Raw genomic sequence first — 23,008 nt, 5'->3', positions numbered from 1 at the left:
CGCTATAACTTAGCGCATTGACCTATTTTATTAAACGTAAAAATACGTTGCTAACTGTCGTTAACAACGCATGTATTATATATAACTTGCACTTCTACAAATATATCTCTCATCAGCTTGTAGTGACTTATCAGACATTATTGATAGCATTAAATTGTTCTACCTAAACAGAAACCAGCTTAGAACTGAGAACCTGCGTCCGCATCTAAATTATCAATACCGACGGCTTTTGCCGCATTTTCAATACCAGCAGTCAGCTCTTGTAAGCTAGTAATGCTATTTTCAATCCAACTACGGCGGACATTTTGTTCTTCAGCCGAGATACCTTGGCTGCTAACTTGACCCGCTGTAGCAATCATTTGGTCAACCTTAATACCTTCTTTTTCGCCTTTTTCAACGATAACATTGAAAGCATCTTCTACTTTTTTAAAGTCAACAGCCAGCTTATCAGCCGCATCTGTATGACCATTATCGACGAGGTACTGCTTGATGCCGTAGCCTCCAACGTTCTTACCAGCAACCGTTTGGTAGCTACCATTGAATACATTTTGAATACCGCGTGCATTGTTAGCATAGCTAAGATGTGTCAAGTCACTAAAACACTCGTGCTCATCTTCGGTAGAGCCAGTGACAAAGGCTACCTGTATACGCTCAGAGGCCAACTCTCCTAATGCTAAACTACCCATTTGGTACATTATCTGACGCAGACCGTTGTCGTTTTTGCGCGCTATCAGATCGCTACGTAAAGTGTTTTCGCTATCAGGCTGCCATTCGGCTTCCATCGCGGCTAAATCATCGATCAATAACTGAGTAGCGGCTTTTAGAAACTCACCACGACGCTCGCAAATACCAGCATCTTTGTTTACCGTATCGCCGCTGGTACACTGCCCTGCCTCAGTGACATAATCCGTTACTGGACGATTACCTGCTCCTGCGCTTACACCATTAGTATCTTGCCCCCATAACATAAACTCAATCGCATGATAGCCAGTGGTCACATTGGCTTCACTACCACCAATCTCATTCATTTCTGCTAATAACTTGGGAGTAATCGTACTGGTATCTTGCTTTAGACTACCGACCGTAATGCTGTCGCTATTGATGATATTATCTTGGCTGTTGTACTCGCCCTCGTAACTGTCACTGACATAATCAATCAGCGCCTCATCAAGGGGCCATGCATTGACCTGCCCTTCCCAGCTATCTGTACTACCAATTGCACGCTTATCATTTGCAGACACAAAACCTTCATCAAAACGGAAAATCTCAGTTTGCGAATATGGCTGACGTGCGGCTTTATAGGCCGCTTTTGCAGCATCAAGGTTGGCTTGCGTAGGTGTTGCCACATACGTTTCTACCGCAGTTTGCAACATTTTAGCTGTATCTAGCGAATCTTTGTAGGCAGCATGAGCCATGTTTGCATAGCTGCTAATTAACCTATCAATGTGAGCTTGCTCTGCAGCTGATAGTTTTACATTACTACTCGATTCTGTGCTCTGTACTTCTGTTTGCGTACCAGTCTCTGCGTCTTCATTGGTTTGCTTAGTACAACCCGACACCATTAATAACCCTGCAAGTGCAGCAGCTAAAGTAGTTGGTAAAATCTTACGGCTCGTCACTGTGGTAATCGTCATACACATCCTCAAAAGATATCGCAAAAGAAAAAGAAGTCATCAATTTTGATTAATTAGCATCAAGCATTTTGACCATATTACAGCAAAGACAACTTACGTCAGACCATCATTCTTAGTCGTAGATGATAAGATGTTCCATATTGCAATAATAGAAAACACTGATGGATTATAAAGTTATTGATAATCATTATCAATATTTAATTTAGATTAATATCACCTTTTTAGCGATGTTTATTTGCCGTAAAATAGAATTCTTCATAGCACTTTCTGAGTTACTTAATCTAACCTTTGTCATATGAATCTTTTCGATTACTAGCTCTTAATTTTTACTCTAAATTTAGCCAATAAAAAAGCCAGCGTAGGGCTGGCTTTTTTATTGTAATATTCTTAAAACATAGACTAAGTAGTAATCTAGTTCTTAGTTTACGCTCTGTGGTGAATTGATAGTTAGCTCAACACGGCGGTTTTGCTGACGACCATAATCAGTGTTGTTATCAGCTACTGGACGTGATTCGCCATAAGCAACAACGTTGATACGGTTAGAAGCAACACCGCGAGCAGTCAGATAGTTAGCAACTGAGTAAGCGCGGTCACGGGATAGACGCATGTTATAAGCATCTGCACCTCTGCTGTCAGTATGACCTGCAATATTTACTGTCGTCTTATTATACTGATTCATCGTTGATGCAAGTTTATCAAGCGTTGGCTTGAAAGATGAGCTTAATGTTGCATCATCAAACGAGAAAGTAATGCTACCTGGCATAACTAGGTCAATATTACCAGTTGTTGGGTTTTGCTCAACCGTTACGCCCGTACCAGCCATTTGTTGCTCAAGCTGCTTAGCTTGACGCTCCATATAATAACCAACACCAGCACCTAAAGCTGCGCCGATAGCCGCATCACGACCAGTCTTATCGCCACCAGTTGCTTTAGAGATAACTGCACCACCAGCTGCCCCAGCTAACGTGCCAATAGCAGTTTTGTTCAAGCGTTGTTGCCCAGTGTTTGGATCAGTAGTACAACCGCTAAGTGCTAGACCTGATGCTACTGCTGCGATCATTAATTTATTACGCATAATATTTCCTCTTAAGTTAAATTTATTAATTGTACTCTTTTATATTCTAGAGTTTTTCCGTCTAAAATCATGCCATTAATATGATTAATATGCTACATGTTAAAAAGTTTTTTACAGTTAATGATTATAACGCTTTTTAGAAGAATCAGAAGCAATTATATATGACAGTAATATACCTTCACAAGATACCAAACATTAAACAGCTTATTAGGTGTTGTTCACACTCGTCATCATTATCCCAATCTTGACTTCACTGTGTGTAATATTTTGTCACATCTATGTATAGAAAGTGAATGAAACCTTGCCGCTATTATCATAGCTATGAACTTAACTACACGGAAATTTTTTTGAAACTCATTAATATTGTATATTTTTTCGTCTATGATGCGTATTAACCATCCAACTAAAGCTCGATTTTAGACAATAGTTTTTTGAATAATGGCTTTGAGAAGTATTTATAGCATTTGCTACCATGAGTCACGTTAACACTCGTACACTGGTAATGCTTTCTGCTAAAATCGTGCAAGCTTAGTATTATAGATTTATTATCTCATATAAATTTTTGTGACTTACGTTGCTACATTCGTTACTACATTTTTATGAACCATTAATATATGAACCACTAATATTTAGTTTAAAAAGTTGGAACATGACCATCACACCAGCTTTTAGGTTGATAGAACACATTAGCAATTATTAAAATAAAATGATAAATAGAAAAGGACTTATCATGCGACTCACTTCTACCATTCAAAAACTGCATGAGCGTGCACCTAGACTGGGCAAAGCCATCTCTCTCGCAACGGCTACAGGCGTTATTACTGGCAATAGTATTGCCGCTAGTATACCGATATGGTTCATGGGTACCGCCAAGGCAATTACTGGCTCGAAAATTGCTGATGATAGCGTAATTAAAGTTACCAATTATTGGATTAATAGTAATAACGCCTTGATTGATAATATTTTACCAAATAAAGATTGGCGGATTAACCTACCTGATGACGTGCATCCAGATGGTAAATACTTGCTGATTAGCAATCATCAATCATGGGTTGACACCAGTATCGTACAATATGTGAGTGAAAAACGCTTACCATTAACGCGGTTTTTTACCAAGTTTGAGCTGATCTATATTCCTGTGATTGGACAAGCATTTTACTTTTTAGACTTTCCGATGATGCGCCGGCACTCAAAAGAAGCAGTTGCAAAAAATCCAGCTCTGCAAGGTAAGGATATCGAAGAGGCTAAACGTGCTTGTTCCCTATTAAAAAACAAACCCTTTACCCTACTTAACTATCTAGAGGGTACGCGCTTTACCAAGGCCAAACAGGCTAAGCAGCAATCGCCCTATACTCATCTACTTAAGCCACGTGCAGGCGGTCTAGCACTTGCTATTAATGCTTTAGGTGAAGATATCGATGGCATCTTAGACATGACCATCGTTTACCCTGACGGTATACCAACCTATGGCGATTTATGGAAAGGTAATATCAAACGTTTGGGCGTCGATGTACGTTATATTGAGATGTCTGATACATTATTTACGGCTATCCGAAATGGCGGTTATGAAGAAGATGAATCGGTTAAGGCGGAGATGTTTGATTGGATTGGAGAAGCATGGCAACAGAAAGACAAACTCATCGATGAGATGCTAGCCGAGTTTGACACGAAGCTTGAATCTCAGAGCGTTTAATACTTGATTGAACGAATCCTATATCTTATTAGCTTTTATTGATAACGATCTGCTAATTAACTATTAACATGAGTCATTGTGAACTACTAATAACGTAAATTGCTTACAATGACTCATGAATTTATAAGCACCGAATATCGTCGCTCCAACCTAACCACTTATTGATAATAAGGTACGACTGTGTCCGCCTCTACTACTGCCAATCCTGCTACAGATACGAAGCCGCTGCCCAATCAGCTAAAAAATTCCTCATTAGAACCGCAGCACCCTATACGTCCACAGCCGAATCGTCTTAAGCTGACCTACGATATCGTGATGCTAATTGCTATCAGTATTGATTTGCTATTTATTAGTATAGACGCAATTTTGATGAGTAACTTTAGTAGCAATGTGGCAGGATGGTTAGCAATCAGTGATGGTCTTAGCTGGTATCAGACCAGTCTGCATGATCCGTTGCGTACTGTGGGTGGATTTTTTACCATATTTTTGATTATTGAACTGCTTTTGCGCTGGGCAATTGCTATCAAACAAAAGGTTTATTATCGCTGGTTTTTCTTTCCGTTTGTACATTGGTATGAGGTGCTTGGTTGTTTTCCACAACTGCGGGCACTGCGTCTATTTCGAGCGGTGGTTATCGGTCGACGTTTGCATCAACTTGGCTATCAAGTATTACCGCAGCCTTGGATTAACCGCATTAAGTTTTATATTGATCTCATATTAGAAGAGCTATCTGACCGCGTCATCTTAACGACCATTTATAACTTTCGGCAGCAGCTTACTGATTCTGAAGTACATACATCGCTGATTAAATCGACTCTAGATCGTAATCGTGAGCAGATTGAAGCTATGTTGTTATCATTATTACGTCAAGAGCTCGTGCCACAGCTCCAAAAGCTTGCAGGTCAATCAGATGGCGGCAAGCTTATAGCGAACGAAGTTGGCAACGCCATTCAAGATGGACTTGCCAATACTCCTGAGCTACGTCGTTACCTACGTCTGATTCCAATTGCAGGTAGCTTAATTGAGTCACAATTACAACATATTGGGCATAACATCGGCGAAAATGTCGTGTACTCTCTCAACGAGCGACTACTAGATGCTGAGCGCATCGATGCATTGATGGTAACCATTGCTCATAGCATTGCAAGTATTGACGTCAACAATTCGGCTCTTGAAGCATTACTTGCCAGTATTATCAATGATAGTTTGAACGAATTTGAAGCGCAAATAAAAATACAGCAGTGGAAACATCAGGACATGCTTAACTTTTAGGGCGTATAAAGCGCATAGAAGGTGCATGCTACTCTTAACAGACGTTTGGCTATATTTTATGTCAGCTCTTATGTCAATTTTTATGTCCTTAGGGGCTTGTTAAGCACTAGCATCCCTTAGTACACTGCTCATTGATAATCAATATTTTGACGATCTACCCATAATAATAACTGCGCCGTGATCGCAGCGACATTAGTATCTTTTAAGGATTTGCATTATGACGATTTCGGATACAGGCCAGCAAGACATGACATCCCAACCTGCGATAACCTTTTATGGAAAGATGCTGACGTTCTCACGCTTGCAACTGAGTACCGACGACCTAACGGCTATTGAAGCTCATCTGGCGGGTATGCTAAGCAATAAGACCAGTCACATCCCCGTCCTTATCGACAGTAGCATTGAGCAAGATTTAACCGCTCTAATCGAGCTTCTATGGTCATGGGGGCTACAGCCTATCGGTGTAGTAACTGGCCTACTTGATAAGCAAGCACGTGCGCAAAGAATGGCAATATTTCCAGCAGATGGCAAGCGTATAGAGCGCATTGTATCTAGTAAAAAATCCGTTACTCAGTTAAGTCAAACCACCTCTGAAGCAGCAGAAGCTCAAGCTGAAAAGAACAATAGCACTGACGATACTGCAGCACAGACGGACACTAGTATCATAGATGTACCTGCAGAAACTCTATTAAGTAGTGACCATATTACCAGTATGATTTATGACCAGTTGCTACGTTCAGGACAAACCATTAATCATGTTGGTGGTGATTTAATATTGACCAATAGTGTCAATAGTGGGGCTGAAGCCATTACCGATAACAGCCTTCATGTTTATGGCCGTGCACAAGGTCGCCTAGTCGCAGGGGCAACTGGAGACAAAGATGCTCGTATATTTTGTCAGGTATTCAATCCATCATTAGTATCTGTGGCTGGCACTTATTGTCTGCGTGATAATTTACCTGAGAATACTATCGACAAGCCGGTACAAGTACGCTTTGTAGAAGGTGAAGGGCTGGTATTTACTGTGATGGAGAATATCTAACGAGTGATTGTCTACTATGATAGTGTTGATGCGACTAATATAAATAATAGTGTTGATTACTGCTCTAAATATTAGAAAAAAACTGTTGAATATAATACGTTAATATTCGGGAAAGGTAATTTAACAAAACTATCCTACTATAAATCTGTGAGTCAGCCACTATCTACAAGATTAGTAAATAATTATATAAAATAGTATTTATCTTAATAGATTTTTAGCGTTTCTTCTGGACGTACTATAAATTTTTGTTGATTTATGCTAGGCTTACGCTCGCAGATAGTAGTCGTATTACAGTTGCTTATTTTATTTACAAGCAGTTACTTATAAAGGCTTAGTCATATCTTACCTTGTGCTGCGAGCACTAATATTAAGTATTATATGTACGTTTATTAAACGATTTTTATCTATCGAATATCCCATTTAATTATAGGAGTGTGCCATTGTGGCGAAGATTGTTGTAATCACTTCAGGTAAAGGCGGCGTAGGCAAAACTACGACTAGTGCCTCTTTTGCCGCTGGTTTAGCGTTACGTGGCTATAAAACGGTTGTTATCGATTTTGATGTGGGCTTACGTAATCTAGACTTGATTATGGGCTGTGAAAACCGCATCGTATATGACTTCGTTGACGTAATTAACGGTAACGCTCGTCTATCGCAAGCGTTAGTCAAAGACAAACAGCTAGAGAATTTGTATATTTTACCTGCTAGTCAGACCCGTGATAAAGATGCGTTGACAGACGAAGGCGTGGCTGAAGTTATGTCTGAGCTATCTAAGCAGTTTGACTATATCATTTGTGACTCTCCGGCTGGTATTGAGCGTGGTGCACAGCTAGCGATGTACCATGCTGATGAAGCTATCATTGTTACTAACCCTGAAATCTCATCAGTACGTGACTCTGATCGTATCATTGGTATATTACAAAGCCGTACCAAAAAGGTAGAAGATAACCAAGGTTCTATACGTGAGCACCTAATTATTACTCGCTATAATGCTGAGCGTGCAGCAGCTAATGAGATGATGGATATTGATACCATCTCTAACGATATTTTAAAAGTGCCATTACTTGGTGTTATCCCTGAAAGCCACTCAGTGCTTGAGGCATCGAACCACGGTGAACCGGTAATTCATTATACTGATTCGGTCGCTGGTCAATGCTATGACGATATCGTTGCCCGTTTCTTAGGGGAAGAACGTCCGCTACGTCATATTGACGTGAAGAAGAAGAGTCTATTACAGCGCTGGTTTGGGGGTTAATAATGAGTAAGAAAAAAGGATTTTGGAGTAGTCTGTTTGGTACCGACGATCAAAGTAACGCCGGTAGTGCCAATATGGCCACCGAACGTCTTAAAGTCATTGTTGCTAGTGAAAATCGACTAAATAATCGACTGACTGCTGATCGTATCGAAAAGATGAAGCGTGAGATATTAGAAGTGGTTAATAAGTATGTTAACGGCGTACAAATTGACGACGTTAATATCAATCATCGCTCTGAGGATACTCTTGATGTTCTCGAGATGAATATTAGTTTACCCGAACACAAGAAGTAAATTGGACAGATTACTATAAGCTGTAGCCCCTAAGGCGATGCAGACTTAAACGAGAAGCCCTCAGTAATATACTGGGGGCTTCTCGTTTAAAAGTAATTGGCGATTTCGATATAAGTCACTACTTCATACGTGAAATCAGATTATCCTTTTTCACAAACTGATGGTATAGAGCAGCGCCAATATGGATTAGAGTAAACGCGATAATCATAGGCCAGATGATATCGGTATGTAAATCATTATAGAAGCGTGCGGCACTACGATCTGGCGTAACAAATACTGGGATTTCAAACAGCCCGAAAATATCGACAGGTCGACCACCATAAACAGACATCATTAAGCCTACAAAAGGCATTGCAATTAACAGTCCATAGAGTACAACGTGTGACACCTGTGACATCAGCAACTGCCATTTTGGCATTGGTACTGGTGGCGGTGCTTTAGTAAATACACGGTTGATAACTCGTGCAATCATCCAAAAAAGCAAGCTAACCCCAAAGGCCTTGTGCAGTCCGATATATAGACTGCTATCAAAATTCCTATATAGCAACATCATTATCCATGTCACTAGCAACAAAATCGCACTAATCCAATGAAATAAGCGGCTACTGACTGACCACTTTTTCACATTCGAATTGATATTACTCATAGACTATTCCATACAGGACACTACTGCCCTATTAAAATCACTTTAAGAAATAGCTCAAACAATACCTTTAAAACGTACTTTTAACAACCATTCTCGTAAAGCATGTTAACATTTCCAATAAAATGATGACGTTATCTGCAATGCTTGAATAGGTGACTAATCATATCGGTTGTATAGTAAATCTCAATTAACCATCCAAATTGGTTAGTTGATGAGCAATTTTGTCCAAATCTGGTATCAAGTAAGCCACATCATTGATAGTAACTGTTTGGAACATATAAGATGTAATAACATTTTCTTTGAATGCCGTGTCTATTGTTTTTTCATCTCCTATACTATCAGCAACACTACTATTATCCTTACTATTGCTCATAGCAATCTGTGCGTAATGCTCAGGTAAATTAGCATCTTTAACATCTGAGATACTGACTTTCATCTGACGTAAATCACCTGCTGTCTGTAGAGCAAAACGATGAACAATGGTATTACCCTCTAGTACGATAGTTTTATCAATAGGCTTATCATGCGATAACAAATGAAATACTGCCATTTCTTGCTGTTCCCATGGATACGCCCATACAAGCTCATTATAGTCATCAATACTTAAAATTAAACTACTTGGGATAATCCAGTCTGGCTGGTTTTCAGCAGGAATGATAGTTACCTCAAGCATTCCATTATCAGTTGTTAATAGACTAACAGCTTCAAATGAATGTTTTATAATTGGGTTCATACGTCGCTCACAGTAAATGAAGGTGAAGTAATAGTCGCTGTCATCTCACCAATATAATTGGTAAGTCTTTGAGCTAATAGTTCAGGACTACCTATGAATTGGCAATAACCTGAGTCGATAATGGCTTGCGGCTGGCTAGGACAAGTACTCGTGCTTGGATTCTGCGCCCATAGCTGACTGTTGTTATCTTGAATTAAATCCAAGTACTGTGTGCCGTCATTGCCCATGCCAGAAAATATAATGCTCACAAGATCACTACCGTAAACGTCACTAGTGTTTTGGAGCAGCTGACCAATAGCAGGCTTATACTCTCCTGCCCATGTTTGCTCTGTCAATATGACTCGACCATCTGAGTCACATACAATCTGCCGATCAACTGGCGCAATTAAACAGTGTCCTGTCCGCAGACGCTGAGTAGTCGTAATTACTTGGCAACGCCAATCGTTATGACGACTTAATATCCTAGGCAAAGTCTCTATCATTTTATGATTAAAATGATGAGCTAGCAAAATGCAGATGGGTAGCGAAGGTGGTAGGTTATCTAAAAACGTCTTAACCGCATTAGGGCCGCCCATAGAAGCTCCTAAGAACACTACATAACGCCAAGGCGGAGGATTGGTGTCAATCACCGGACTATCTAACAACGACGGCTTGTTAAGTAGTTTGGCTAATTTACGCTTCAGCTTGCGCTGCCATTTTGCATAATGTTGCATCTCGTTTAGGTAGGGTGCTGGGCTAAACCCTACCAGTACCGCACTGGATTTGGATGCAGTAATAACGCTGGCTATATTGTTATCATAGTCGCTATCAATCAACCAAATATCAACCTGAGCACTGTATAGTTTGGGCTTATCTTGTAACTGTTGCCGCGATAAACAATCAATTAAAGTAAAGCCCAAGCTGCGGACAGTATCGTTGAAAGCCAAACGCTGATGTTGACTCTCCGCAATCACCAATACTTTAATATCTAGATCTTCTTTATCACTGAGGATAGATGAATGGGTCTTATCCATCATGACTCAAGCTTATCTTTTGACCAAGTAATAGCTGCATTCTGTCTAATAGTTCAGTTTCTTGGAATGGCTTACCCATGTAATCATTTACGCCAATCTCTAATGCCCGTTCGCGATGTTTTTCACCCGTACGCGAGGTGATCATGATAATCGGTATATCTCGCAGACGCTTATCAAACCTTACTTGCGTTGCAACTTCGAAACCATCCATCCGCGGCATCTCGATATCTAATAAGATGAGATCAGGTATAGTCTCCTGTAAAATATCGATGGCATCAACCCCGTCTTTAGCAACAGCGACGTTGATACCTTGACGTTCGAGTAAGCGCGATGTGACTTTGCGCACAGTCACCGAGTCATCAACCACGAGTACTGTGATTTGTGACTCTATTCCACCACGTTCAGGTTTCGATGCTTGAGTCGCATTTTGCGTTGGAGCGTTACGCATCAGTGCAATAAGGTCTAAGATTAGCATAACTGACCCATCACCCATGATGGTAGCCGCCGAGATGCCTGCCAAATGCGATAATTGGCGACCAAGTGGTTTTACCACAACCTCAATACGAGACCCTGCAATTTGATCAACCTGCAGAGCCAGTTTCTGACCAGCACGGTTCTTGATGACAATAAGCGGCAAGCTAGTGTTGGTACTGACCATTAATTCATTAAGATTACTGCCAGATAAGATTTCGTTTAAATAACGAACCCGATAATCCTCATCTTCAATATGTAAAGTGGCAGCACCAGATTCATAATAATCATAAAGCTTTTCTGGATTAACACGTATGACGCGCTCGATTTGTACTAGAGGTATTGCATAATAGCGATCTGCTGCACGTACTACTAAGGCATCAGAGACAGCAACTGTCAATGGTAAACGTATGGTGAAGCGCGATCCTTTACCTGCTTCAGACGTTACCGAGACCATACCGCCCAACTGACGAATCTCGCTAATAACCACATCCATTCCTACCCCACGTCCTGAGATCTGAGTGACTTGCTGGGTAGTTGTAAGACCGGCGTTGAAAATATATTGAATGATGTCTAGGTCGGTCAGACTATTATCATTTGGATCAATCAAACCCTGAGCGATCGCTTTATCTTTTACTGCGTCGACATTGATGCCGCGACCATCGTCAGTAAGATTAATGACGACTTCACTACCCTCTCGTAATACCTCTAAAGTAATATGACCGCTACGATCTTTACCTGCTGTTAGACGAGTTTGAGTATTTTCAATGCCATGATCGACCGCATTACGTAGCATATGCTCTAGAGGTGAGGTAATACGCTCTAGAATGGTTCTATCCATTTCGTCATCAGCATTGATAATCGTTAGCTCTACCGACTTATTAAGTTCGTTAGCAGTTTGGCGCACGATACGCTCAAGACGTGGTGTCACCCGTGTAAATGGCACCATACGCGAGTTCATTAACCCGTCTTGTAATTCAGTCTGGGTACGTGATAATTGTAGCAATAGACCTTCGCTATCACGCGTCTTCTCTAATAAAGTGTTATTAATTTCGATTAAGTCAGATGCTGATTCTGTCAGCGATTTGGACAACTGATTTAACAATGAATATTGATCCATTTCTAGCGGGTCAAAGTCTTCATTATTAATCAACTCATCATCATCAATCTGCGATAAGATTTGTGCTTCAAGCTCAATCTCCATCCGACGTAACTGATCGGCTAAGCGCTGGACAGTAGTTCCCATCTCTTCAATACTGTTAGTTAAGCTACTCATACCCATATCAATACGAGCACGGTTAATCGCTGATTCACCTGATAGGTTAATCATATGTTCGATCAAGCCGCCTGAAATACGAATCATCTCGTTATTGCTGGTGCTTTGTTCTTGCTCTGCAAAACTACCTGCCATAGATGGCATCTCATGCAGATTTTCGACTACATGCCCTGACTGTTGCAGCATTTTTGCAGCCAAAATCATACTGCGCTGAGCTTGCAACGATACACTAGGAATATGCTTTAAGTCGTCAGGATTCTTACTAAACTGCTGTAGGGACAAAATCAATGCTGCAGGTGTCGATGGGTTAACCTGTTGCTTGAGGATGAAAACGGCATCAGCCAGCCAGTCATGACAATCTGTCAGCAACTGTGAAATCATTTTGGTCGCTGGTCTTCGAAGAATAGCCAGCTCTTCGTATACTGTCTCCATCTCATGCGCTAGATCAGCAATACCATTCGCCGCCACCATACGTGCGCCGCCTTTAATGGTATGTAAATCTCGCTGTAATGCTTGCAGTGCAGCCACGTCACTGACGTTACTTAGAAATAGCTGTAAATATTTATTACTATTGGCAACAATTTCGTCCGCTTCTTCTAAAAACACTTCTAAAATATCAGGATCAGGCAAACCTTCTGTCCATGAGTTTGCAATGATGCTATCAAGACTAGGGATATCAGAGGCTTGTTCGACATCTTTTTGACTGCTTTCTATCTTATCTAAATGATCATTCTCATGGTTCTGAAGTGCTGGCAAGACTAGAGTAATCGCTGTCGGTAGCTGTTCACTACGCTCAAACTGTTGCAGCTGTTTAATGAGCTCATCAGCGTGAAATGCCTCTTGATAGCGCACGACGTAATCAATCTGCAAGGACAAGGTATCTTGTACCATTTGCATAATAGTTAGCCATTGGGCAGTTGGGTGTAACCGTTGTTCAACAAAAGCTTCATAAATGCTTTCTGCTTCGTGTGTTAGGTCACCGATACTACGAATACCTGCCATACGCGCGCCACCTTTGATAGTATGCAGGTGGCGTTGTAATACTTTTAAAGCTGCGGTATTGGCACTATCAGCGCGCCACTTACTAAAAGACTGCGCAATAGCGCTATCTAGCTCTTGTGCTTCCTCTAGGAATATTTCTAGTAGCTCAACATCGGTATCGATTGCTTCAAGCTGTAACGTATCTGCTTGTATGCTTTGCACAGTCGCCGTTGGCTCATCGCTATCTTCAAGAACTATCTCGTTGGGAGCAACCACATCATTTAAAGCATTAGAATGTTCTTCAACGTCTATTGTATCAATTGCATATAAATCGCTGAGTATTTGCTGATCAACTTTTAATGACATGCTACCTGCCAACGCATCAAACAAGCCTACTAGCTGGCGATGACCTGCACACAATGCTGTCTGCACTTTTTTATCGTGAGTCGCTTCAAGATTACCATCAAGATAGCTGTACACTGAACCTAAAGCTGCTAGTAATGAGGTGAATTTGGGAGAGTCTCCAGTCTGACTTGCTAGCTGTTCAATTTGCTTGAGTTGCTGCTGAACGTAATCCTGAACCTGCTCAATATTTCCATTATTTAACGCCTCACCTAGCTCCCACTCAGCATTTAAAAGTGCGTCAACGTCTGTCTCTAACAGCTGCGAAATACTCAGTTTATTGTTTGTTAGTGTGCGTGTCACATCAGACTCGCTTAACATAGCTTGCAAAGAAGCTAAATCTTCCTTGTTGCGCAGACTCTCATCAGACAGATTTTTCTGCAAACTTTGTTGATAAGCATTCAGATACCCTTCGATTAATGCTACTGATTGACCCAATGCTTGCAAGTGCTGAGCATTCATTGGCGTATCATGGTTTTGTAGCTGCTCTAAGCTATGTTCTATTGTGGCACTAATATCACTAATAGCAGCAAGCGCACTAGAACCTGAAGCCGCTCTTAAAGTATGGAAAGCGCGTACAATCTCATCAGTGACTTCTATATGCTCAGCATCACTATGAGCTTTGACAAAATTATTGATATCTTGTAATAGTGACTGAGCCTCTTCAACAAATATCTTATTGAAGGCTTGTTCTTCAGCACTCTGCGGCGTTGTAATTACTGGTGCATCTGCCATCATCTCATTAATAGAATGAATGGTCTCTAACATGCCATCATTGTCATCGTTACTCATGTCATCGCTGCTATTACTGGAATCACTGTTGATTACGCAGGCACTAGCTTGGCTATCTGCGTCTAACCATCCTTTACGTAAGCTATCATAGCTAAATTTATCACCATGCTGCTTACTATAAGCATTGGCACATGCTACCCATAACGGCACTATCGTTGGATAATCCTCGTTATGGCTCTCATTATTATTAGCGAACGTCTTAACCAAGTCCGGATAGCTAGCTAGAACATCAGCTATAAGCTGTACAATATCTGCAGACACTGAAATAGTATGGTCTAAAATACGATTAAGCATGTCTTCGATAGACCATGCAAGCTCACCAGTATAGTACGCACCAACCATGCGTCCTGAGCCTTTTAAGGTATGAAAACCTCGACGCACTTCTTTCAACTCAGTTAAGTCAGAAGTTGCATTACGCCATTGCTCGTATATTGGTGTAATCTCAGCTAACACCTCTTCTGCTTCTTCAATAAAGATCTCTTTGATATCCGGATCACTATCTTGAGAGTCGATAGGTAACTGTTGTGCTTGTTGTATAAAAGGCTCAAGGACTGCAGGAATATTTAAATTGGCGACTTGCGTAGAATTGCTTGCTGCAGTTGCATGAGATTCAGAACTAAAATCAGTTGCCGAATCAATATAGATATTTGCCGTATTTTGCTCACCAGTTGATTCGAGCGGTGCTTCTTTTAAATGAGTCAATGCTGACGAGTCTGGTTCTGTAGATATATCCATACCATAAGATAAAGGCTGTCCTGCTAGTAAATTACTCGTTTGTAAAATAGTAATGGCAGGATCCATACTGGGCTCTTGTAGTGCTGTAAAATCTGTAACTAACACTGATAAGCGTGTGGTAGTCTGGGTTACCAATGTAACCATATCTGTAGTCACTGGTAAGGTTTTGTCTAAGACTCGGTTTAGCAGATTTTCAATTGCCCATGCCATTTCACTCACACTAAAAGCGCCAACCATACGTCCCGATCCTTTCAACGTATGAAAACCTCGGCGCACTTCAGTTAATGGTGATAAATCTTGTACATCTTGTTGCCAGATAGGTAAGAAATCTTCCAAATCAGCCAGTACTTCTCTTGCTTCTTCGATGAAAATGTCGCGAATCTCTTCATCCATCTCAAAGTTATCAGGTTTCACTTGTGTACGGGCAGCTTGCAACTCTTTACTGTCTAAGCTCATTGTATCCGTTACATACGTAGTGTCTATTTGAGCAACAGTATCATCTGTTAGTACACTTTTATTTAGGACGTTATCAGCAGGCACAATTTCACCGCTGTCATCATAGCGGACGACATCAGACGAAATTAGCTCGCTAGGGTTATAAGTCTGCGTGATCGCCTCGGGCGCTGCTATTAAGTCATCCAATAATTTTTGTGCTTGCTCTACGTATTCATTAGCCTGCTGCAATAAAGATCGATCAAATACTTGCTGCGCTAAGTAATCTAACAACAGCTCGATAGCCGTCACACTCTCTGCTAAAGCTTGAGTGAGATTCCAGCTGATACTTTTTATTTTATGAGTTTCTAACTTAGCGAATAGCTCGCCAAGTTTGTCACTAACTTCGCGCATTGAAGAAAGACCCATTTCTTCAAAAGCACTGCCGATCTCAGCAAAAGCGGCTGATGTTGGTAACAGGTAAGTTTGCTGCTGATGCACATAGTCATTGAAATTGTACTTTACGTCTTCGACTGCAATACGCAGCTGGCGCAAATTATCATCAGTAAAGGTGACAGAATGTATAGCATCTGCGCCCATAACCGTACTATCAGAAGAAGTGGTTATCGTTACGAAAGAAGCTGCATCGCCAATTTTAGTATGGATAGACTGTTCAGTATTATAGATAGCACTGTATAATTCTTGAAGTTGACGTTCAATCTGCGACTGTATCTCTGCAAATACTGACGCTGACATCATATTATCTTTGATATCACTCAAAACTTGATTCACTTGTGACTCGTATCGAGACCAGCCTCGGCACTCAAGTTGTCTTTGGAGTTGCTGTAATGGAATAATAACTGTCTGTGGATTATCAAGCCTAGAAATTATGGACTCAAGCTCAGCCAATATGCGCGGTAAAAAACGTAATGTAGACTCAGTAGATTGTGATAAATGACTTAAGGTGCTATGTGTTTGCTTATCAATATGTTCAAGGCCACTGATTTGTATATAAATATCAGCTATTAAGCCTTCGATAACATCATTACTGGTATCTTTATTAGCATTTATATTAGCTGTCATCAGGATAGCTTCCTGATAACGTCCATCCAATACCTCATCTAACTGTGATAACAGCTGTGCATAAGTTGCAGGTAGTGGTAATGAGTTATCCGCAAGGTTGCTTAACCAAAGCTCAGCCAAAAACCACAAACGCTGCTGAGCCTCGGCATTGTTTGTATGCTTTAGGCTGGCAGCTTGCCATAAGTAATGACTGACTTTTTTCAAACTTAGTAGGATAGCTGAATCATTGTTATTGAAAGTTAATAACTGTTGAACTTGCTGACGCCATGCCAATAACAATTGCTTGTATTGCTCAGGTAACAAAGGAGATAAGAAAGAAGCACTTGATGTTGAAACCTTAGGAATAGCCACGTTGATGGTTTGAGGATGAGCGCTGTGTTTATTAGTAGCCGATGTGCTTTTCAAGGTCACGCTATCTTCTGCTGGCACATGTGTTTGCGGCAACATCTGAGTAAGTTTATCAATAGTTCTATCAATAAGAGCGCTTCTATAGCTACCTGTCTGAACGTATTGAGCCAGCTCATATCGCAATAGCTGGTGAGCAAACTGCCCTATTCGATGCTGTTGAACATTTAATAGCGTGCCACTACTTATACTAGATACGAATAGGTTAAGTCTTGCCGATAAAGTAGCCAGCCGAGGAAGATTAGCCATCGTCAATGCGCCGCTAAGCTCGTGATAATGCTGTCCTATACGTTCAAAGTCAGGATAAGTATCTAACTGCCAGTCCTCAGACACTTCTGATAACTGCTGATCAAAAAGTGGGAGAAGCCATTCTAGCGTCACCATTTCATTTGGCTGGTTTTTCATAGGATTATCCTAACTCGTTTATGCACTGATTTTTTGCCACGCATTAACCTGTGAATGGGCAATGCGGCGCATATTTGAAGGTCGCCAAAACAGCGCCTCTCCTGGAGCCAATACGATATGGCCACCTAGCGCACACTGTGCAGACAATCGCGTCAAAATATCACGCTGATCAAACTGTCGAAAATATATCAACACGTTTTGACACAAAATGACTTGCTGCAGATGTGAGGTTGCTAGGCTTGGGGTAAAAATATTGTGCCAGACAAAGCTGACTTGTTCATGCAATTCTGGCATCACTCGCCAATATGCTGAGGTTTTGCTAGGTAGCAATCTATCAAGGATTAATTTAGGCGATACAGGTAATGCTTGGTCTGTTAGGGACGCTTGGCTTTGGCGTATAGCCTGCGTACCATCTTGGGCAGTTATTGCTAGCGGTTGCATAAAATGCTGATACGCTGACGGAATGAGCTGCTGTTGCCGCTGGTCATATTGACCTTTACGTGCTTTGTTTAATGCTTTCTGACTGACATCTGATCCTAATATTTTATGGTTTGATATGTTTTTAGCAGCTAAGCTCATAGCTAACGACCATACTTCTTGTCCTGTAGCACAGCCGACACTCCATATACGAAATGGCTCAGCACTACTACTATCGACACTATTGTTAGAATGACCTTGAATAGTGCTCTGTAGTGGCTGAATACAGTACTGATGTGCCAACGCTGTCACAAACGCTATTGAAGGTTCATGACGAAAAAATCGACTTTCAGGAATAAGTACCGTATCAATCAACTGCTGTTTTAATCTTTTGTCTATCTGTACAGCATCCCAAAGCTGTGCTAATGACAACATATTCTCTGCTGCCGTATGCTCAACTGCATTCAGCAACCATTGAGACTGCTCTTTCGGTAATACAAAACCAATCGCTTGTTCGATATAGCGCTGCCATTGACGTACTGCAACTGGCTTATCTTTTAAGCGAAAAACAGTCGGCTCTCTATCCTTTGAATCGCTGCTTTGAAAATTATTGAGCTCTAAACTATTAACTTTACGTTTTATGAATATATTTTTCATCATGGTTGGCACAGTCTTTTGCTTGATGTTTTACAGATCAGCATAGTTTATTAAGCCATCAATATAATACAGTGCTAAAGAGCAGTGCCAGCGTTAGATGAGTTAAGCGCTATTTGGCTTTATCTACGCCATTGCAGAAGTGTGATCTTGAAAATCTTCTTCGTAATCATGGACTTGTTTGTCATCATTCGATATCTTAAAGCCCGTTACTGACTCTTGTAGAGCAGCGGCCATTTCACTCAACTCACCAACTGAACGTGCAGTTGCCATCGTTCCTGACGAGGTTTGCGAGGTAATATCTTGAATAATATTCATTGCATTAGAAATATGACCAGCAGATTCTGCCTGTTGCTGCGCTGCGTTTGAGATGTTTTGGATTAGATCAGCCAAAGTATTAGAGACGCTTTGCACTTCTTCTAGTGCTTCGCCAGCATCTTTTGCTAGGCGTGCTCCGCGCACAACTTCCGAAGTTGTCGTTTCCATCGACATGACTGCTTCACTAGTATCCGCCTGAATGGTCTTAACCAGAGTTTCAATCTGCTTGGTTGCATTAGCTGAACGCTCAGCTAGACGCTGAACTTCATCAGCAACAACCGCAAAACCACGACCAGCATCACCAGCCATTGAAGCCTGGATAGCCGCGTTCAATGCCAAGACGTTGGTCTGGTCAGCAATATCGTTGATTAGACTTACAATATCGCCAATCTCTTGCGAAGATTCACCCAGACGTTTGATACGTTTTGAGGTTTCTTGAATCTGATCACGAATAACGTTCATACCTTCGATTGAACGCTGTACTACGTCTGCGCCGTTATAAGCAATAGCAACTGAGCGCTGGGCAACTGATGCAGACTCCGTCGCATTCGTCGATACTTGATCAATTGATATTGCCATCTCATTAATCGCAGCAGATACACTAGCAATCTCTTGTGCTTGATGCTCAGAAGCTTCAGCAAGTTCAACCGCATTCATCTGAGTCTGTCCAGAAGACTGAGAAACTCGTTCAGCTGTACTGTTAATCACTAATACCAACTGGCGCAATTGGTCAATTGCGAAGTTTACTGAATCCGCGATAGCACCAGTGAAATCTTCAGATACTGTCGCATTAACGGTTAGATCACCTTCAGCTAAGTCACCTAACTCATCAAGTAGGCGTAAAATAGCCATCTGGTTACGTTCGTTTTCTTCTTGGATCTGACGCGCACGCTCAGATTCAGTTTCTGCTTCTTGACGACGGCGAAGTGTTTCTTTTTCGATTAATATTCGCTCTGTACCACCGTGCTGTTTTAACAGTTGCGATAATGTGTATATTACGCCAAGCAGACCTAACAGAAATATAATAGCAGGCCACATTACACCGGTACGGGTCAAAATATCGCGATCAATACCTGCCAATCGTGCCTGAGTATTGGTCGCAAGCTCTCCTAATGCACGGGCATTTTCACGCGACTCAATAGCTGGGCTATTCAACGCTGCAAGCTCTGCTGCCACAGGAGCAACTGCACTATTGAAAGTATCAGATATGTTTTGCAATGCTGGCAATAAACCACCATAGCTTTGCTGTTGCGCATTTAATGTTTGGGCAAATACCTCTGCTTGCTCCGAAAATTCCGCTGGCGTACCGTCAATACTACGAGTCAGTTTATCCATCTCAGTATACAAACGCTCAGCACGTAAGGTTTGAGTCTGCATATCACTGATGGCAGCAACAGGTATATTGGCTGCGACTGCTTGCTCTATAACTTGGCTATAGTCATCTTGCATCTGCTTGGTAGCTGTAGCGACGTTGTCTTTTAAGTCTTGTAGTGCATTTACATCATTACGGTGACTTAGTACATAGTCGACCTTTTCTTTATTAGCTCGCCATTCGGTCTCAAGGTCACCAAAGACAGACTTGTTATCAGTGGCATTTTGTTGTGCTGAGGTCAATGCCGCTTGATAACGTTGAACGTCGTTTTGTAAAGAATCATAAGCACTAGTGCTCACATCAGAGTCGCGCGAAAAAGTTGCATCATTGACGTTTTGCACAATATTAGCTGCACTGACTTCTAATTGGTTGATGTCACTTAAGTAGTTACTTACTGTTGATAGCGTATTGATTAGCAAAACCAAGCAGGCCACACTCACTAAGGTAAAAACCCCTAATAAAACCTTCCATATGCTATTAGAATTTTTGATAGCTGGTACTTTTTGATTGGCACCAGTTGCAGGGCTTTTTGTAACATCACTCATTGTGCTCATTCCTTTCAAACAGTCGTCTAAGTCGTATCATGTCTGACGTTGTTAATGATCATCAGCTAATGACAGCTCTCTATTAGTCATTGGCAAAACTTTTATTAATAAGGTTTCTATTAATAAAATCCTTCTCAATGCTGACATATCATCTTGGTATGTCAGTCGTTATTACCTTATTTGGCTCTTGTTAAGCTCTATAAATTTAGTAGCAAATATCAAGTGATTATTGCTATCTACAATATTTATTTATATTGCAGCATCAATATAGTCTAGGTCTCGTGCCAGCATGCTTGGCATAAAAACATACCAATCTTGACTGTCTTTAAAGAATTTACCATGGTTGTAAGGAGCAAACGGTGAGCTACTATCGATAGCCTCAGCACGATACTGGCTACGAGTAAACTGTTCGATACCAATGACTCTATCGACTAATAAACCCGAAAATACTGAGCTGTGATCTATAACTATCACTTTACGTTGACTCTTTTGCTGCTGACTAGGGATTTGCAAGAATTGCGCCAAGTCCGTTATTGGCAGTAGACGTCCTCGGACGTTAGCAATGCCTAGCATCCAAGGTTGTACCAATGGCATACTGGTATATTCTGGCATGGCCAGCACTTCAGATACCTCACCCATTGGAGCGACCAAACGCTGTCCACCAACCTCAAAAACTATGCCACGCCAGTCATATACTTGACCACCTTGACGACCACTGCTGCGTGCACGGGCCAGATCAGCTAAGCGTAAAAGCTCGATAAATCCTTTAGAAGCCACAATTTACTCCGTTACTGTACGGATAACGCGTACAAGTTCAGCTTCATCAACCGGCTTGGTTAAATATTCTTTAGCACCTTGACGCTTACCCCAAACTCGATCAGTTTCTTGATTCTTAGTACTTATAATTACGACAGGAATATGAGAAGTTGTCTTACCGCGTGTGATTTTACGAGTCGCTTGAAAACCATTCATTTCAGGCATAACTACATCCATCAACACCACATCTGGCAAGTGTTCAGCAGCCATTAAACAGCCTTTTTCGCCATTAGTCGCTTCTAATATTTGAAAGTTATTTTTCGTCAGTATGTCGCGAAACTTTGCCATTTCAGATGGCGAATCATCTATGACCAACACAGTTGTCATGGTTATTCCTTTTATTGTCAAGGTTATCCGTCAGGACAAGTTGGAACCAACTAAATAATGTAGCAAGTGATATATTTCGATTTTTCAAAAACCATCTAATCAAGCTGTCACTATCTACTAGCCATTGTTGGTTCTTATGTATTTAATATCGATAGTTTTTTATACTAGTTCAGAGTCGTTAATTACGAGCGATATTGATTAATCGTCTCAAATAGCTCATCTTTACTAAAAGGCTTAGTAAGATACTCATCAGAACCAACAATACGGCCTCGTGCTTTATCAAACAGTCCATCTTTTGAGGACAACATGATCACCGGTGTACTTGCATAATCAGGGTTATTTTTGATCAATGCGCAGGTCTGATAACCATCAAGGCGTGGCATCATAATATCGACAAAAATTATGTCAGGATTATTATCCACAATCTTTGCGAGTGCATCAAAGCCATCAATTGCAGTAACGACTTCACAGCCAGCTTTTTGCAATAAAGTCTCAGCGGTACGACGAATGGTTTTTGAGTCATCAATAACCATGACCTTTAACCCTTCAAAATTATTTTCCATTATTACTTTCCTATGAATAAATATTTATTCTTGACATGGTTGTTACTTACTATTCGATAAACACTTACTTTAACGGTAGCTGCGGTAAGCACTTTTCTTATCTAATGAAGCCAACTTCTGATCTTACTTTTATAATTAATATCCATCATTTGTCGGATAAATATTTCAATCTAATTTGTAACTACAATGTATCAATTAAGTATTTGATGCTCGTTTTAACATAGTCTACCTAGGTTTTCCAGTTATTCAGACCACGTATATAATAATTCGGACGGTTGACATAACCGCCTTTTTTTATCTTTTGTGGTAAGAACAATTTTCGTGTATCTACTCTAGCTATATCATTGATAGCTGTAGT

Annotated in this window: 16 protein-coding genes; 5 read left to right on the top strand and 11 right to left on the bottom strand. The window is 40.9% G+C overall.

Annotated features, from left to right (window positions below; genetic code table 11):
- Positions 1-179: 179 nt before the first annotated feature.
- Both AAEY87_RS04010 and AAEY87_RS04005 read right to left on the bottom strand, forming a co-directional pair.
- Complete coding sequence (locus tag AAEY87_RS04010; protein ID WP_350656041.1) at positions 180-1,634, bottom strand: imelysin family protein; 1,455 nt, start codon at positions 1,632-1,634, stop codon at positions 180-182.
- Positions 1,635-2,052: 418 nt separating this feature from the next.
- Positions 2,053-2,709, bottom strand: a complete 657-nt coding sequence (locus AAEY87_RS04005) for a YiaD family glycine zipper/OmpA-like lipoprotein (RefSeq protein ID WP_068037728.1) — start codon at positions 2,707-2,709, stop codon at positions 2,053-2,055.
- 730 nt (positions 2,710-3,439) lie between these two features.
- Here AAEY87_RS04005 and yihG point away from each other — a divergent pair.
- The 5 genes from yihG to minE all read left to right on the top strand — a co-directional run bounded on the left by yihG (position 3,440) and on the right by minE (position 8,264).
- Entirely contained in the window at positions 3,440-4,402 is a 963-nt protein-coding gene (gene yihG, locus AAEY87_RS04000; RefSeq protein WP_350656040.1) for a 1-acylglycerol-3-phosphate O-acyltransferase, YihG family, read from the top strand.
- A gap of 180 nt (positions 4,403-4,582) precedes the next feature.
- Positions 4,583-5,674 (top strand): hypothetical protein, encoded by a 1,092-nt coding sequence (locus AAEY87_RS03995; protein ID WP_227514067.1) that lies wholly within the window; start codon positions 4,583-4,585, stop codon positions 5,672-5,674.
- A 217-nt stretch (positions 5,675-5,891) separates the two neighbouring features.
- Entirely contained in the window at positions 5,892-6,716 is an 825-nt protein-coding gene (minC, locus tag AAEY87_RS03990; protein WP_350656038.1) for a septum site-determining protein MinC, read from the top strand.
- 442 nt (positions 6,717-7,158) lie between these two features.
- A complete protein-coding gene (minD, locus tag AAEY87_RS03985) occupies positions 7,159-7,971 on the top strand; it encodes a septum site-determining protein MinD (protein WP_068037737.1) in 813 nt (270 codons plus the stop codon).
- Between the two features lie 2 nt (positions 7,972-7,973).
- Entirely contained in the window at positions 7,974-8,264 is a 291-nt protein-coding gene (gene minE, locus AAEY87_RS03980; protein WP_068037739.1) for a cell division topological specificity factor MinE, read from the top strand.
- 118 nt (positions 8,265-8,382) lie between these two features.
- Here minE and AAEY87_RS03975 read toward each other — a convergent pair whose 3' ends face one another.
- The 9 genes from AAEY87_RS03975 to pilG form a co-directional block, all read right to left on the bottom strand.
- Positions 8,383-8,910 (bottom strand): cytochrome b, encoded by a 528-nt coding sequence (locus tag AAEY87_RS03975; RefSeq protein ID WP_350656037.1) that lies wholly within the window; start codon positions 8,908-8,910, stop codon positions 8,383-8,385.
- A 187-nt stretch (positions 8,911-9,097) separates the two neighbouring features.
- Entirely contained in the window at positions 9,098-9,643 is a 546-nt protein-coding gene (locus AAEY87_RS03970; RefSeq protein WP_350656036.1) for a hypothetical protein, read from the bottom strand.
- Positions 9,640-10,659 (bottom strand): chemotaxis protein CheB, encoded by a 1,020-nt coding sequence (locus AAEY87_RS03965; RefSeq protein WP_350656034.1) that lies wholly within the window; start codon positions 10,657-10,659, stop codon positions 9,640-9,642. The genes AAEY87_RS03970 and AAEY87_RS03965 overlap by 4 nt, the downstream gene beginning before the upstream one ends.
- Positions 10,649-17,638 (bottom strand): Hpt domain-containing protein, encoded by a 6,990-nt coding sequence (locus AAEY87_RS03960; protein WP_350656033.1) that lies wholly within the window; start codon positions 17,636-17,638, stop codon positions 10,649-10,651. The genes AAEY87_RS03965 and AAEY87_RS03960 overlap by 11 nt, the downstream gene beginning before the upstream one ends.
- A gap of 18 nt (positions 17,639-17,656) precedes the next feature.
- The gene (locus AAEY87_RS03955) at positions 17,657-18,715 is read right to left on the bottom strand and encodes a CheR family methyltransferase (protein ID WP_228138859.1); all 1,059 of its coding nucleotides are present in this window, start codon (positions 18,713-18,715) and stop codon (positions 17,657-17,659) included.
- A gap of 120 nt (positions 18,716-18,835) precedes the next feature.
- The gene (locus tag AAEY87_RS03950; protein ID WP_350656032.1) at positions 18,836-20,944 is read right to left on the bottom strand and encodes a methyl-accepting chemotaxis protein; all 2,109 of its coding nucleotides are present in this window, start codon (positions 20,942-20,944) and stop codon (positions 18,836-18,838) included.
- A gap of 249 nt (positions 20,945-21,193) precedes the next feature.
- The gene (locus tag AAEY87_RS03945) at positions 21,194-21,721 is read right to left on the bottom strand and encodes a chemotaxis protein CheW (protein WP_350656031.1); all 528 of its coding nucleotides are present in this window, start codon (positions 21,719-21,721) and stop codon (positions 21,194-21,196) included.
- A gap of 3 nt (positions 21,722-21,724) precedes the next feature.
- The gene (locus AAEY87_RS03940) at positions 21,725-22,087 is read right to left on the bottom strand and encodes a response regulator (protein WP_350656030.1); all 363 of its coding nucleotides are present in this window, start codon (positions 22,085-22,087) and stop codon (positions 21,725-21,727) included.
- A gap of 182 nt (positions 22,088-22,269) precedes the next feature.
- A complete protein-coding gene (gene pilG, locus AAEY87_RS03935) occupies positions 22,270-22,650 on the bottom strand; it encodes a twitching motility response regulator PilG (protein ID WP_058369474.1) in 381 nt (126 codons plus the stop codon).
- Positions 22,651-23,008 lie beyond the last annotated feature (358 nt).

This window comes from Psychrobacter sp. S1-30-MNA-CIBAN-0213 (assembly GCF_040309845.1).
In the GTDB taxonomy this organism is placed as follows: Bacteria; Pseudomonadota; Gammaproteobacteria; order Pseudomonadales; family Moraxellaceae; genus Psychrobacter.
The sequence above is the reverse complement of the archived record's forward strand: the minus strand, read 5'-3'. Positions and strand labels throughout refer to the sequence as shown.

What these genes read in the sequence shown, in the direction of transcription:
- minC (WP_350656038.1), top strand. Translation starts at nt 5,892, where the DNA reads ATGACGATTTCGGATACAGGCCAGCAAGACATGACATCCCAACCTGCG.
- AAEY87_RS04005 (WP_068037728.1), bottom strand. Translation starts at nt 2,709, where the DNA reads ATGCGTAATAAATTAATGATCGCAGCAGTAGCATCAGGTCTAGCACTT.
- yihG (WP_350656040.1), top strand. Translation starts at nt 3,440, where the DNA reads ATGCGACTCACTTCTACCATTCAAAAACTGCATGAGCGTGCACCTAGA.
- AAEY87_RS03960 (WP_350656033.1), bottom strand. Translation starts at nt 17,638, where the DNA reads ATGAAAAACCAGCCAAATGAAATGGTGACGCTAGAATGGCTTCTCCCA.
- AAEY87_RS03950 (WP_350656032.1), bottom strand. Translation starts at nt 20,944, where the DNA reads ATGAGTGATGTTACAAAAAGCCCTGCAACTGGTGCCAATCAAAAAGTA.
- AAEY87_RS04010 (WP_350656041.1), bottom strand. Translation starts at nt 1,634, where the DNA reads ATGACGATTACCACAGTGACGAGCCGTAAGATTTTACCAACTACTTTA.
- pilG (WP_058369474.1), bottom strand. Translation starts at nt 22,650, where the DNA reads ATGGAAAATAATTTTGAAGGGTTAAAGGTCATGGTTATTGATGACTCA.
- minE (WP_068037739.1), top strand. Translation starts at nt 7,974, where the DNA reads ATGAGTAAGAAAAAAGGATTTTGGAGTAGTCTGTTTGGTACCGACGAT.
- AAEY87_RS03975 (WP_350656037.1), bottom strand. Translation starts at nt 8,910, where the DNA reads ATGAGTAATATCAATTCGAATGTGAAAAAGTGGTCAGTCAGTAGCCGC.
- AAEY87_RS03965 (WP_350656034.1), bottom strand. Translation starts at nt 10,659, where the DNA reads ATGATGGATAAGACCCATTCATCTATCCTCAGTGATAAAGAAGATCTA.
- AAEY87_RS03940 (WP_350656030.1), bottom strand. Translation starts at nt 22,087, where the DNA reads ATGACAACTGTGTTGGTCATAGATGATTCGCCATCTGAAATGGCAAAG.
- AAEY87_RS03955 (WP_228138859.1), bottom strand. Translation starts at nt 18,715, where the DNA reads ATGATGAAAAATATATTCATAAAACGTAAAGTTAATAGTTTAGAGCTC.
- AAEY87_RS03970 (WP_350656036.1), bottom strand. Translation starts at nt 9,643, where the DNA reads ATGAACCCAATTATAAAACATTCATTTGAAGCTGTTAGTCTATTAACA.